Genomic DNA, 13,569 nt, shown 5'->3' with positions numbered 1-13,569 from the left:
CCAGCCCGAGCCCCCTTTGGCGAGGGGGAGACCTGCGCGGCGACGGTCTGTTCGTCCATTGCACCTTAAGCGCTCCGTTCAGGTGAGGTTGTCAGGTACTCGTCTTTGCGAGACGCGATGCGCGCGCCGTGGATGGCCGCGTAGATGGCGGGAATTACGACCAAGGTGAGCACGGTCGAGGAGGCCATTCCGCCGATCATGGGTACGGCAATCCGCTGCATGACTTCCGAACCGGTACCTGTCGACCAGAGGATGGGCAGGAGGCCCGCCATGACCGTGACAACCGTCATCATCTTCGGTCGCACTCGACCGACGGCGCCTTCCATGATCGCCGTATGGAGATCGGCGCGCTCGAAGCGCTTTCCTGCCGCCGTGGCTGCTTTCTTGGCCTCGTCCAGCGCCTGGTCCAGATACAGCAGCATCACCACGCCGGTTTCAGCGGCGACGCCCGCCAGAGCGATGAATCCCACCACCGCCGCCACGCTCATATTGAAGGCCATGAGGTCCATCATCCAGAGCCCACCGACCAGTGCGAACGGCAGTGACAACATCACGATGAGCGACTCGGTGATGCGACCGAAATTGAGGTAAAGCAGCAGGAATACGATCAGAAGGGTTGCCGGAACGACGATCAAGAGACGTGCCTGCGCTCGTGCCAGATGCTCGAACTGACCGCTCCATGTCAGCATGTAGCCGGACGGCAAGACAACGCGCTCGCCCACGAAGTTTCTCGCTTCTTCCACATAACCGCCGAGATCACGTCCGCGAATGTCTACGAACACGTACACGACGGGCCTGCCGTCCTCGGTACGGACCATTGTCGGCCCGCGTGTCCTTTCGATGGTCGCGAGTTCACCCATTGGGACCGTGGCGCCGTTTGGAAGCGAGACGAGGACGTCGCGGGCGATCGCCTCCGGATCGCCGCGGATCACCTGCGGATATCGCAGGACGACGCCATAGCGCTCTCGGCCCTCGATAGTCGTCGTGAGGGTTTGGGCGCCCAAAGCCATGGAGATGGTTTCCTGTACCGCGTCCATGGTCAGGCCGTATCGGGCAATGCGGTCCCGATCGGGCCGGATGTCCAGGAAATAGCCCCCATTCACGCGCTCCGCGAAGGCCGAGGATGTTCCCGGGACGGATTTGAGAGCGGCTTCGATTTCCTTCGCCAGCCGCTCCAGCTCGACGAGATCGGGGCCGAAGACCTTGACACCCACGGGCGTGCGGATGCCGGTTGCCAGCATGTCGATGCGCGCCTTGATCGGCATCGTCCAGGCGTTGGAAACACCGGGAAACTGCAAGGCGGTGTCCATCTCGGCGATCAGCTTGTCGACCGTCATGCCGCGCCGCCACTCGGTCTCCGGCTTCAGATTGATGATCGTCTCGAACATCTCTATCGGCGCCGGGTCGGTCGCCGTGTCGGCCCGGCCTGCCTTGCCCCAGACAGAGGCGACTTCCGGAAAGCCCTTGATGATCTTGTTCTGGGTTTGAAGAAGTTCGGCCGCCTTTGTCACCGAAAGGCCCGGCAGAGTGGTTGGCATATAGAAAAGCGTGCCCTCGTTCAGAGTGGGCATGAACTCGGAGCCGAGTCGCTGCGCCGGGATCACGGACAGCCCCAACGCTGCGACCGCCAGCATGATCGTGACCACCTTCGCCCGGAGCACCAATTGGATGACAGGCCGGTACAACCAGATCAGGAGCCGATTGATGGGGTTCTTGGCCTCGGGCGCGATCTTGCCGCGGATGAACAGGATCATCAGCGCCGGCACCAGGGTGATCGACAGGAGAGCCGCTGCCGCCATGGCGAAGGATTTGGTCGCGGCCAGCGGCTTGAAAAGCCGGCCTTCCTGCGCTTCCAGGGCGAAGATTGGCAGGAACGAGACAGTGATGATGAGCAGGCTGAAGAATAGTGCCGGACCGACCTCTTGCGCTGACTTGACGAGCACTTCGACTCTTGAGGCGTCCGGCAACGCGCGCTCCAGTCGCTTGTGTGCGTTCTCGACCATGACAATCGCGGCATCGACCATGGCGCCGATAGCGATCGCGATCCCGCCGAGACTCATGATGTTCGACGGGATGCCAAGCGGGTAGGTGATAGCGATCGCCATCAGGACGCCGATCGGCAGGGTTATGATCACGACCAGCGCGCTACGCGCATGCCAGAGGAAAAGGAAACAGACGAGGGCGACCGCGATGCTTTCCTCGGTCAATGTCGTGACCAGTGTTTGGATTGCCCGATGGATAAGGTCAGATCGGTCGTAGACCTCGACGATTTCCGTGCCTTTCGGCAAGCTCGATGCGACCGAAGCGAGTTCCGCCTTGACGTTCGCGATGACGTCGAGGGCGTTGGCGCCGTGACGCTGCAACGCGATCCCGCTGGCAATCTCGCCCTCACCGTCCATCTCGGCGATGCCGCGTCGCTCGGCTGGCGCCAGTTCAATTCGGGCCACGTCACGGACCCGGATCGGGCTGCCGCCGTCAGCCTTCAGAACGATATTGCCGATGTCCTCAATGCCATTGAGGTAGCCGCGCCCACGGATCATGAACTCGGTTTCGGAAAGCTCCACCGTGCGGCCTCCGACGTCGCGATTGCTCGTTCGCACGGCATCACGCAACTGACCCAGAGTGATTCCGGTGTGCTTCAGGAGGTGGGGGTCCACGACGATGGCGTACTGCTGCACATGACCGCCGACACTGGCGACTTCGGCCACTCCCTCGGCTCGCGCGACGGCGAAGCGCACCTGCCAGTCTTGCAAGGATCGCAACTCCGCCAGATTCAGGCGTGACGACTTCAGTGCGTATTGGTAGACCCAGCCAACTCCCGTTGCATCCGGTCCCAGTACCGGGGTCACGTCCGGCGGCAACTGGTCGGACGCCGTATTCAAGTACTCGAGCACCCGGCTTCGTGCCCAATAAAGATCCACGCCGTCCTCGAAAATGACGTAGACGAACGAAACGCTGAAAAAGGAGAATCCGCGTACCACACGAGCGCGTGGGACGTTCAGCATCGTCGTGGTCAACGGAAAGGTGACCTGGTCTTCTACCACCTGTGGTGCCTGGCCCGCATAGTTGGTCACAACGATGACCTGGGTATCCGAAAGATCGGGTATGGCGTCCAGGGGAGTGCGTGAAACGGAGTACAGCCCGACCAAGACCATAAGGACGGACGCGATGAGCACCAGGCCGACGTTGCGCGCCGACCATTCGATCAGACGCGTTATCATTCGTCAGCACTTTCTGCCGTGAACGCCGTCAGTGCTGTCTGGAGGTTGCTCTCGGCGTCGATGAGGAACGTGCCGTTCACGACGACCTGTTCACCTGCGGAGAGGCCCTCAATGACTTCGACCAGAGAGCCGGCCCGGGCGCCCAATGTTATGTCCCGCGGCTCGAACAGCCCATCGCCCCTGGCAACGAAGGCGACGCGCCGTGAGCCGTCATCGACTACCGCTGAAGACGCGATAGCCAAGACCGGTTCGTCACTTACCTGCGCTCTGATCTCCGCATGCACGAAGAGGCCAAGCTTCAATCGTCCGTCAGGGTTGGGGATCAAGATCCGGACCCTGACGGACCGCGTCGCCGCATTGAGTTCCGGGTAGATGAAAGCGACCTGACCCTCAAGTGTTCGCCCGGGCTGTGACGGCAACGCCAGATAAGCAGCCTGTCCGACCTGGAGGAAGGGGAGTTCCTGCTCTGCTACGTCGACCACTACCCAAACGCGGGAAAGATCGGCAATGCGGAACAACTCGTCGCCGGCACTGAAGCGCATGCCATCGATTGCCGGTTTCTCAAGCACTGTCCCATCCGATGGAGCGACGAACTCCATGGCGCGAACGGTCGACCGCGTACGCTTGATCTCGGTGATCACGCTCTCCGGGACGTCGAACAGACGCAGGTTGCGCGCGGCCGTTTCGGCGTCCGGTCCCGTATTCGGGCGCGCTGTTGCAAGATCACTCATCCTGCGCAGCAGGTGGCTACTCTCGATCCATGCGGTCAGAAGAGGCTGGCCGGCCCGGACGGCCTCTCCGGTCGTACGGACGTCCAGGCGATTCACGAAACCGTCGAACTTGGCCGTGATGACCGTCAGGCGCGATTCGTCCACCGCGATGATGCCGGAGCCGCGTACGGTGCGGATGAGTCTGTGGTGTTCCACCGACGATGTGCGCACACCGGCACGCTGCACTTTCTCCACGCTGACCCGCACGGTTCCGGGAGGGCCGGACATCTCCTCCTCGTAGACGGGGATGTAGTCCATCCCCATCCAGTCTTTCTTGGGCACGGGCGAGACATCGGGCAGACCCATCGGGTTTCGGTAGTAGAGAATTCGGCGTTGTCCGGATTCTGGCTCCGCATTCGACTGTTTTTCCGCAGCCGTGAAGATTACCTCGCCGCGAACCGCTCTGCCTGCGTCTCGCAGTGTCGCTTCGACGGTGAGTGCCCACCGCCCAGCCATGACGATATCCGCCGTGAATGCAAAGACGCCGGGTTCGTCGGTATCGATCGGCGTGAGATGCGCCTCCATCATCGCCATGCCGTCCGGTCCCATGTCGAGGCGAGTGGAGGTCAGGGTGGCAGACGCGGTCGATACAGGTTGCCCGTCTGCTCCGACAAGACGCACGGCGATCGGTACCGCCTTGCCGACAGAGATTTCCGAGGATATGGGTTCGAAACGAAATGATGGTGCTTGGGCGCTGGCGGCAATCCAGTTGCCGAGAAGTACCAGCGCGGTGACGAGGATCGTCACCGCAGGCACGGCGACCTTGCGAGACATAATAGTTCCTTCGAGTGATCGTTGACGTTCAGTAACGCGGAAACTGCATTCCGCATGAAGTCGTCAGATCAATCTCGGAGGTCTCTCGTCAGGTGGGAAAGCTCGTACGTTTGCGTTGTAAGAGAATAATGTGGTGAATGTTACGGAAAAATAGAAAGTAGTTGAGGTGAATGTAGCATTGTCTGGCGCGCCAAAACTCAAGCAACTGGTCGCGCACCATTGATTGGGGCCGCAGTTTTCAAAAGATTGCCCGTCATTACAGCAGAGATGTTCGACCTCACCCTGAGACCCGTCGGCGGCTGCGAGGGTGGTGGTGGCGCTGAATGTACGATTGTCCCCCCATTCGCAAGCAGAGGCCCAAGCAGTTGCAAACGGCGCTACGGTGGCCCATAGCAAAACCAGTAGCGTGAAGAGGCGGGCTCTACGCATGGCTACCGTGAATCGGTTCGTCGCTGACTGGCACAGCCTGACACCGTCAAATCAGGAAATTGGATGTCACGGGCGATTTTGCTTCTCGATCGCGGATATTTTCTGTTTCCTATAAAGGGCTTATCGTCCTGATTTCCACTGGCGCCCGATCACAAGTGTGTGACATAGGGCCATCGACCGGCGGTACAAGCCGGATACGCCGGTGGGGCGCATGGATACCGGCATTGCGCAAGCGTTCGTCGATGATTCCATAGACCTCGTCCCGGCAATCGATGTCGCGTTCGAAGCGCGACAGCCAGTAGCGGACGGCGTAGGTGATGCCCCCTTCCTCGTAGGCCAGAACGCGGACGTCCGGGGCGGGATCCTGTTGAATCAGCGTCGCCTGCCGCACGGCGTCGAGCAGTATGACGCGGGCGCTTTCGATCGACAGGTCATGGTCCAGCGTGATCGATATCTGCGCCCTGTACTGTGGCCGGGGCGCGGAATAGTTGGTGATTCTCTGGCGCGCGATCTGGCTGTTGGGGAGGATCATATAGGCCGCGCCGCGGGTCAGGATCCGTGTCGTGCGCCAGCCGATCTCGATCACCCGGCCGCGCGCGACACCGTCGATCTCGACCCAGTCGCCGATGCGGAACGGTCCCTCGATACCGAGCGCGATCCCGGACAGCGTGTCGGCCACCACGTTCCGGATGGCGAAGCCGAGCATGGCCAGGATCAGGCCCGAGCCGGCCAGCGCGCCGACCGCGCCCTGGCCAAGGAAGAGAGCGACCGTGGCGGCGAAGGCGACGGTGAACAGGAGCGCGGTGACGAGATCCTTCAGCAACCGGGGATAGGGGCGCCGGCGGGCCGCCGCCCGGTCGAGGGTCATCGCCAGCACCCGGCTGACGAACCACGCGATGGCGAAATAGATCAGCGTCCGCCCGGCCAGAGACACCAACTCGCCCTGCCCGGACAGGTCGGCGAGATCGGCGCGGAAGAGAACCAGCCCGAAGCTCAGAAACAGCAGGATTGCCGGCCAGGCCAGACGCCTCGCGTAATGTCTTGCCGTCATCTTCCGGCCCGCCCTGTGCGCTCCGCGCCCGCCGCTGTCCGGGACGAGACGCGGCAGGGCGGGCATGTTCCCGCGTAGGCGCGTGGGATCCTGGCGTTGCAGTCACGGCAGGCGGCAAAGATCCTGTCCGGCGCCCGGGCGATCGGCTGAAGACAATGCGGGCAGCGGCTGAAGGCGGCGCGGGGCGGTATCCTGTTGCAGTTCGGGCAGGACTGGCGGGGGGGCATGCGTAACACGGGGCTCGCTCCGGAGATCAGGCAAGTGATGGGGTGGTAAAGGTGGTTTGCCCGGAGAGAGCCGCTGGCGGGATTACGTCACGAGAATGCTCCCTCCGGGTTTGCCATGTGCGGAGGGATCAACCTTCGCCGGCCGGGTTCCGATCACCATTCTTCATCCTCCACCGTTTCCGACGGCTGATGCACGCTGATCACGGTCAGCATCCGGCGTCGGTTGTCGCGGGTGTTCCAGTAGAAGGCTTCCCCCTCGGCAAGCCCGAGAAGGGCCACGCCGATCGGTGACACGACCGATACCCTCCGGCGCGTCATGTCGGCATCCTCCGGATACACCAGGGTCACGGTCTTCCCGTATCCGGTCGTATCGTCCCGGTAGATGACGGTGCTGCCGATCGACACGACATTCTTCGGCAACTCGCCGGCTGGGACGACACGGGCGCGCCCGATCTCGTCCAGCAGGCGGGCGGCCAGCGCCGGGTTGCGTTGCAGGGCGCGTTCCGCCAGTGCCTCGATATGGGCGATATCGTCCTCGGAAATGGCGATCTCCGGTGCGCCCGGAGGGCGCAGCTTACCGGCTTCGGTCATGTTGCTCACCATGAGTAGGCCTGCTGATAGGTCGGTTGAACCGAACCGCCTCGGAAGACGTATCCGTCCGAACCACGAAACGGGTATTCGGGCGACCGGCCCGACGGGAGACGACGTGATCGTTTGTGGCAGGGGGTGGCGGCGGTGGATCCCGCGCAAGAATTCCCTCCGGACGACGATGTCGTCACGCGTTCAAGCCAGGAATGTGGGGAAGCCCCGGGAAGTATGGCGGGCGCCGACGCACCCGGACCGCCCGGGGCTACGGGCGGTCGAGCGAACGAGAGGGGAAGGCAGTCAGTTGCGCGAACATGCCTCTCCAAGTAGGCGATCCAGCGTGTTTGTCAATCGCCAGGTCTCCGGCGTCCGATCCGCGTTCGGGGCCTATGTGCGAGGCCGGTGGAGGGACCCGACAAATGGTCGCAGCAGGACGTCGCCGGATTGCTTTCCCGGGTACCGATAGCCATATCGGTTGCATGATCAAGTTCAGCCCTTCCAAGAGATTCGTGCTCACAGCCGGAGCCCTGCTGAACCGCCTCTAGGCCCCGGAGGGCCGGCGGCGCATGCGCCCGCCCTTGCCCGGGGATCGCAACTTTCCGACTCGATTGAACTGGACAACCTGTCGTTGCCATTCGGGCAATGGCGTTGGGCCAGTCGACTGCGCTGCCCAGGTATCGTGCTTTCGTGGCGCGGGCGTTGATGGTCCTTCAGCCCGCCGGGCGCGGATGCCGAAGGGGCGGGCGTTCCGGCACAGGAGGATGACGTGGTGAGTTATCTCGACCGGCGAAAGCCGCTTTGCGGATCGGGTCTGGATAGAGCCCGGCGAGGCAGGGGATGGCTCGACAGGGCGATCCTGACGCCGCTCGCGCGCTGGCAGCGCCGCCGGATCGTCGCGGCGCTCGAGAGGCTCGATGAGCAGTTGCTCGCCCATGTCGGAATCCCGCGCCGGCGGATTCCGACAATCGCCGCGAGTTTCAACTCCCGTGGCGTGAGCGATGCCGGCTCGTGACAACCGCGTCCGAGAGCCCGACGCCTTTGCCGACGCACTTCTTTCCGAACTGACAGGAGACCATGTGACATGTTGAGTGCCGCCGACTTTGCCGACCTTTTTCCCGCGATGGCGGAATCCGTATCCGGCCGCCGGCCCGATCGGGCCGTGCCGCGGCCGAGCGCGGCCTGCATTGCGCGCTGGGAGGACGACGGTGGGTGGGTCCCGGAACCGTCGCGGGGCGAGGGGCCGACGCGGAGGAATGCCGCGCCGGGCCGGCGGATGGCTTCCTCCCTGGCGCCGGGCGTTCTCCTGTCCCTGACGCCTGCCGTGGCGGTCCTCGGTGGGGCGGCAGCCGTTCTGTCCCTGTCCCGCCGATTGCTGGAAAGCTGATTGCCAAGGCGAAAGCGTGCGCGCAGCGTCCCGCATCCTCGGTTAAACTGACCATGAGGCCGCGCCCGGCGCGGCATATCCAACGCATACGAACCAAAGGCAGGGGCATGTCGCTCGAAAACACGACGGTGAACAAGAGCTTTGACGGCTGGACCAAGCACTTCGTCCACCGTTCAACCACGCTGAACTGCGACATGCGGTTTGCGATCTATCTGCCGCCGCAGACCGATAAGGGACAAAGGGTGCCAGTGCTCTACTGGCTGTCCGGGCTGACCTGCACCGACGAGAATTTCATGCACAAGGCCGGGGCGCAACGCACGGCGGCCGCGCTTGGAATTGCGATCGTGGCCCCGGACACCAGCCCGCGCGGCGAAGGCGTGGCCGATGCCGACGGTTACGATCTCGGCCAGGGGGCGGGGTTCTACGTCAACGCAACGCAGGCACCCTGGGATCGCCACTACCGGATGTACGACTACGTGCTGACGGAACTGCCGCAGCTTGTCGAGGCGAGTTTCCCGGTCAGTGACAAGCGCTCCATAGCGGGCCATTCGATGGGCGGCCACGGGGCGCTGGTCCTCGCCCTGCGCAATCCCGACCGCTTCAGGTCGGTGTCGGCCTTCAGCCCGATCAGCAATCCGGTCGACTGCCCTTGGGGCGAGAAAGCGTTCGCTGCCTATCTGGGAAAGGATACGCGCGCATGGGCCGACTATGACGCGAGCATGCTGATGCGCAAGGCAACAGCGTTTGTTCCGGCACTTGTGGACCAGGGCAAGGCCGACGAATTCCTGGAGAAGCAGCTGAGGCCGGAAGCACTCGAGATGGCGGCGCGGTCAAGCGGCCATCCATTGACGATCAACTACCGCGATGGCTACGACCACAGCTATTACTTTATCGCCAGCTTCATCGACGATCACCTGCGGTTTCACAGCCAGCATCTGACCGGCTGACGCCGGGACATCGCGGCGATCCGGGAAGGGGCGGGTATCGGCAACTCGATCTCGGCGCTCTGAATGAGGAACCGATATCGTTTCATCGGTTCTAGGTTTCGCGAACGGGCGGTACTGCCAGTATGTCGAAGTCTGCCCGTCGCAAGACCTTTTCCGCCACACTGCCCAACAGCACCTTTGCGACGCCCGTGCGGCCGACCGTGCCGACAACCACAAGGTCGGCATTTGCCTCGCGAACCGTCGCGGCGATGGTGTGCGCAATCGACGTTTCGTTGTGCTTCAGGATCCGCCGCTTAGGCTTCAGGCCGATGTCATTCAGGAATGCCGCCAGTTCGCCGGAAACCCGTTCTTTCTCGTCTTCCAGATAGTTCCTGATCCCCTCCTTGGTCGAGGACGCACGGACCATCAGGCTGGCCGCGGGAGCATCGAAAATATGAACCACGGAAACGACGCATTTCGATCCAAGCCCGAGTTTCTGCAGCGCGCGTATCGCTGTGGCTGAGCATTCGGACAGGTCGACGGCGACAAGTACATGCCGGTAGGGGCCCGCGGGGACCCCGTTCGCCATCAGGACAGGCCGTTCGCTGGCACGAATGGTGCGCTCCGCGGTGGTGCCGATAAACACGTCTCTCAGCACCTGCCGACGGTGTGGCCCGACAACCAGGAGGTCGGCATCGGTCTCGCGCACTGCCGCTGCTATGCCCTCGAACGGATCGCCCATGACGATCCGGGAGGTGCAGGACAGTCCGTCGATTTCCCGGAAGGACCGCGCCTGTTCCGCGAGCAGGGCCTCGGCGGCCCGTTGTTCTGCCTCGAAGATCCGCTTTGGCCTGTCGTCATCGACGACATGCACGAGAGCCAGGGAAGCGCCGGTCGTCTTCGCCAGGAGCGTCGCCCGCCGGGCCGCTCGATCGGAGCGCTCGGAAAAGTCCGTCGCCAGGAGAATGCGCTGCATCTGCTATCCCATCTGAGTGAACCCGATATTCCCAGCATATGGGGTCGTGCTCAAGCAATTGCGCCAGACATGTAGCGGACCTAAGAAGTTCAGAGGACCGGCGACGTCGTGGACGACGTGGCGGTCGCCAAGGATCGGTGCGTTGGCGTCGAAATTGAAAGCCTGGAACGAACAGGGCGCCCGCCTGGCCGGCGCACGCCCTGTCGTCTCGGGGACCCGTCCGTGAAAGGACGTGTCCTTGTGCTGTCGCGGGACCGGATGGCCCTACTTGATGGTCAGACCCGTCAGGGACGAGAGATTGTCGTTGAAGGCGGTCTTGCAGATGTCGCCGCAACGCTTGATCCATCCGGGCAGTACGGCGTTGTTCAGGGCTTCACGCCGCAATGCGACGTCCTGCTCGCTGGGCTCCACGAGGGCCATGCCCGCGGGATCGCCGAAGGGGCAGGGTCCGCTGGTGTTGCATTGGGTTCCGATGATGTCTTCCTCGGCGTTCTGTGCCCACATTCTGTCGGAGAGTGCCTCGATCTCGGTGGTCAGGAAGTCGCGCACCTCGGGTGCGAGACCGTCCCACCACTCGGCGTTCGCAATGGTCGCGCCGGCGCCGAAGTTCAGCGGCAGGGTGTAGAGATACTTGGCGGATTCGTGCCATTTGGCGGTGTAGCCGCCGAGCGTGCCGGTGATCGCACAATCAAGCACACCCTGCTCCAGCGCGGGCTGCACCTCGCCGAAGGAAACATCGACCGGAGTCGCGCCGAAATAGCCGACGAAATCGGCCTGGGACGCCCCCGAGCCGCGGATTCGACGGCCGGCAAGGTCCTTGAGACTGGTGATGTCGTCGCGGCAGTAGAGCACCTGGTCCTGGAACGATTGCATGGTGATCAGATGCAAACCGAGGTTCTCGCGATAATATTTCTGAAGAACCGGAAAATAGGCGTCCGACACGGCATGGAATTGTTCGAAGTTGTCCGAAAGGCCGGCGAGATCGTTGCCGTCGATGATCGGGTCCGCACCGCTGTGATGGCCAAGCTGGGCCGTGGCGATGTTCATCACACCCTGGGAGAGCAGCTTGAACACCTCCGATCCCTTCAGACCCATCTCGTTCCAGGGCCGGAAGTTCGCGGTGATCGCGCCGTTGGACTTCTCGGTCACCTCCTTGTTCCAGAAAGGTGCTTCGAGCTTCTTGCTCTGTGTGGTGATGCCGAGGTTGCCGACGACATTGATGGTGGTTTTCGGCAGGTCCGCGGCATAGGCGGTCCCGCTCATGACGAGATAGCCGGCGGCGGCCATCAGCAAGGCTGTGTGTCTGGGCATCTGCTTCTCTCCTTGTTGGTTGGGTTCGTTTCTCGTTAGTTACGCATCACACCCGGCAACCAGGTTGCCAGGGTCGGGAAGGCCAAAAGCAAACCGATCATGACGATCATCATGAGCAGGAAGGGCAGCGCGCCGAGCGCCACGTCGCTGAAGGAGCCGCTGCTGCGGACCGACTGGACGACGAAGAGGTTCACCCCGATCGGCGGGGTGATCAGGGCCGCCTCGATCAGGATCATGAACAGCACACCGAACCACAGCGGGTCGTATCCCAGCTGGGTGATGATCGGCACGACAATGGGTGTCGTCGCGATCATCAGTGACAGCGTTTCCATGAAACAGCCGAGCAGCAGGTAGATGGCGACCAGGGCCAGCATGACCGTCAATGGAGACACGTCGAGACCGGCGACGAACCTGGCCAGTTCTCCGGTCATCCCGATGCCGACCAGAACGAAGTTCAGCAACACGGCGGCGGCGACAATGAACATGACCATGCAGGTTACCCGCATGGTGCTTTCGAAGACCTCGCCCAGCAGTTGCCAGGTCAGCCGCCCCTTGATCGCGACCATGGCGACGGCGCCGAGGACACCCATGGCCGCGGCCTCGGTCGGCGTGGCGATACCGACATAGATGGACCCGACCATCAGCAGGAAAAGCACTGCCGGAGGCAGCAGGCCGCGCAGGCCCGCCAGCCGTTTCGCCCAGCTGACCCTGCCGTGTTCGCCACGGCCGAGCGACGGGAATGCCAGGAAGGCGACAAAGATCATGCCCGAAAAGAGCAGCGCGAGAAGCACTCCGGGGACCAGTCCGGCAAGGTAGAGCCGGGTGATCGAGACTTCGGCCAGCACCCCGTAGATGATCATGTTGATCGAAGGCGGGATCAGGATGCCGAGTGTCCCGCCGGCAGCGATCGAGCCCAGGAAAAGCGGTGGCTTGTAACCGCCGCGTTCCATCTGGAGCATCGCCACGGTGCCGATCGTCGCCGCCGTTGCCACGCTCGAGCCCGAGGTGGCGGCGAAGAGGGCGGAGGAGGCGATATTGGTGTGCAGGAGTCCGCCGGGAATGCGGCGCACCCAGAGGTCTACGCCCGCGAACATGTCCTGCGCGATACCCGATCGCAGCAGGATTTCGCCGGTCATGATGAAAAGCGGTACGGCGATCAGGGTGAAATTGCTGAAGGCCCCCCAGAGGATGTCCCCCATGCCCGGCAGGAGCGGGAAGAAGGAATAGAAATGATCCAGGGACAGCGCCGTGACGACCAGCACCACCGCCACCGGAAGCCCGATCGCGATCAGTCCGAAGAGAATTCCCGTCGTCGCGACAATCAAGGTGTTACCTCGGCATTGGCGGGCTTCTCGCGCCGTGCTTCCGTCGGCATGTCGCTGCCGATGCTGCCGATGACGTCGGCCCGGGCCGTCTGGCGTGCGATCAGGAGCAGCAGGTGGCGGATGGTGAGTGCGAAGGCGATGAGTGCGAAGAAACTGAGACCGAGCGCCCATGCGGCCTGCGGATAGCCGATCGGCATGCCGAGCGTCGAATTCGCCGTCACGCCCCGGGCGATGTTGCCGACAGCCAGGTCCCAGCCCTTGTAGGCGAAGAGCGCCGCGACGGCGGTGGTGCTCAGAAGCGCCAGGAAGTCGATCGCGCGTCGCAACGGGCCCGGGAAGCGGCCATGCAGCACGTCGATCCTGATGTGGACCCGCTTCACCAGCGCATAGGCCATGCCGAATGCGGCCGAAATGGCAAAAAGGTAATTGGCGAGCTCGAAGGAGTGAAAGACGATCCTGTTCAGGATGTTGCGGGAGAAGATGTCGCCGCAGACCAGGAGCGCGATCACGAAGACTATGCCCCCGCCGGCCCGGGCCACCAAGGAGGTGCTGCTCTGTATTCGCTGCTCGAACCGCGGTGCTGTCATGCT

At 63.0% G+C, this 13,569-nt stretch carries 10 protein-coding genes; 2 read left to right on the top strand and 8 right to left on the bottom strand.

What is annotated here, in order from left to right; genetic code table 11:
• Positions 1-65 precede the first annotated feature (65 nt).
• The 4 genes from OCH7691_RS15035 to rnk form a co-directional block, all read right to left on the bottom strand.
• Entirely contained in the window at positions 66-3,221 is a 3,156-nt protein-coding gene (locus OCH7691_RS15035) for an efflux RND transporter permease subunit (RefSeq protein ID WP_085884343.1), read from the bottom strand.
• A complete protein-coding gene (locus OCH7691_RS15030) occupies positions 3,218-4,765 on the bottom strand; it encodes an efflux RND transporter periplasmic adaptor subunit (RefSeq protein ID WP_085884342.1) in 1,548 nt (515 codons plus the stop codon). Before OCH7691_RS15030 ends, OCH7691_RS15035 begins: the two co-directional genes overlap by 4 nt.
• Before the next feature lie 538 nt (positions 4,766-5,303).
• Positions 5,304-6,245 (bottom strand): mechanosensitive ion channel family protein, encoded by a 942-nt coding sequence (locus OCH7691_RS15025; protein ID WP_139839719.1) that lies wholly within the window; start codon positions 6,243-6,245, stop codon positions 5,304-5,306.
• A gap of 380 nt (positions 6,246-6,625) precedes the next feature.
• Positions 6,626-7,063, bottom strand: coding sequence for a nucleoside diphosphate kinase regulator (rnk, locus tag OCH7691_RS15020; RefSeq protein WP_085884496.1), 438 nt, complete (start codon positions 7,061-7,063; stop codon positions 6,626-6,628).
• A 763-nt stretch (positions 7,064-7,826) separates the two neighbouring features.
• On the opposite strand from rnk, the gene OCH7691_RS22960 reads away from it, so the two are divergent.
• Positions 7,827-8,069, top strand: coding sequence for a hypothetical protein (locus tag OCH7691_RS22960; protein ID WP_139839718.1), 243 nt, complete (start codon positions 7,827-7,829; stop codon positions 8,067-8,069).
• A 479-nt stretch (positions 8,070-8,548) separates the two neighbouring features.
• Positions 8,549-9,388, top strand: a complete 840-nt coding sequence (gene fghA, locus OCH7691_RS15010) for an S-formylglutathione hydrolase (RefSeq protein ID WP_085884340.1) — start codon at positions 8,549-8,551, stop codon at positions 9,386-9,388.
• A gap of 91 nt (positions 9,389-9,479) precedes the next feature.
• Here fghA and OCH7691_RS15005 read toward each other — a convergent pair whose 3' ends face one another.
• The 4 genes from OCH7691_RS15005 to OCH7691_RS23525 form a co-directional block, all read right to left on the bottom strand.
• Positions 9,480-10,343 carry a universal stress protein gene (locus OCH7691_RS15005; protein ID WP_085884339.1) on the bottom strand — a complete coding sequence of 288 codons (864 nt, stop codon included), beginning with the start codon at positions 10,341-10,343 and terminating at the stop codon, positions 9,480-9,482.
• A 264-nt stretch (positions 10,344-10,607) separates the two neighbouring features.
• Complete coding sequence (locus OCH7691_RS15000) at positions 10,608-11,630, bottom strand: TRAP transporter substrate-binding protein (RefSeq protein WP_085884495.1); 1,023 nt, start codon at positions 11,628-11,630, stop codon at positions 10,608-10,610.
• Between the two features lie 59 nt (positions 11,631-11,689).
• Positions 11,690-12,979, bottom strand: a complete 1,290-nt coding sequence (locus OCH7691_RS14995; RefSeq protein ID WP_217808041.1) for a TRAP transporter large permease — start codon at positions 12,977-12,979, stop codon at positions 11,690-11,692.
• Positions 12,976-13,566 carry a TRAP transporter small permease subunit gene (locus OCH7691_RS23525; protein WP_085884337.1) on the bottom strand — a complete coding sequence of 197 codons (591 nt, stop codon included), beginning with the start codon at positions 13,564-13,566 and terminating at the stop codon, positions 12,976-12,978. The genes OCH7691_RS14995 and OCH7691_RS23525 overlap by 4 nt, the downstream gene beginning before the upstream one ends.
• Between the last annotated feature and the right edge of the window lie 3 nt (positions 13,567-13,569).

It is taken from the genome of Oceanibacterium hippocampi (assembly GCF_900172325.1).
Classification (GTDB): domain Bacteria; phylum Pseudomonadota; class Alphaproteobacteria; order Sneathiellales; family Sneathiellaceae; genus Oceanibacterium; species Oceanibacterium hippocampi.
This window is presented reverse-complemented; position numbering and strand designations above follow the sequence as displayed.

Excerpts from the sequence above, each read along its gene's own strand:
- fghA (WP_085884340.1), top strand. The coding sequence starts at position 8,549 with ATGTCGCTCGAAAACACGACGGTGAACAAGAGCTTTGACGGCTGGACC.
- OCH7691_RS23525 (WP_085884337.1), bottom strand. The coding sequence starts at position 13,566 with ATGACAGCACCGCGGTTCGAGCAGCGAATACAGAGCAGCACCTCCTTG.
- OCH7691_RS15035 (WP_085884343.1), bottom strand. The coding sequence starts at position 3,221 with ATGATAACGCGTCTGATCGAATGGTCGGCGCGCAACGTCGGCCTGGTG.
- rnk (WP_085884496.1), bottom strand. The coding sequence starts at position 7,063 with ATGACCGAAGCCGGTAAGCTGCGCCCTCCGGGCGCACCGGAGATCGCC.
- OCH7691_RS15000 (WP_085884495.1), bottom strand. The coding sequence starts at position 11,630 with ATGGCCGCCGCCGGCTATCTCGTCATGAGCGGGACCGCCTATGCCGCG.
- OCH7691_RS15005 (WP_085884339.1), bottom strand. The coding sequence starts at position 10,343 with ATGCAGCGCATTCTCCTGGCGACGGACTTTTCCGAGCGCTCCGATCGA.
- OCH7691_RS15025 (WP_139839719.1), bottom strand. The coding sequence starts at position 6,245 with ATGACGGCAAGACATTACGCGAGGCGTCTGGCCTGGCCGGCAATCCTG.
- OCH7691_RS15030 (WP_085884342.1), bottom strand. The coding sequence starts at position 4,765 with ATGTCTCGCAAGGTCGCCGTGCCTGCGGTGACGATCCTCGTCACCGCG.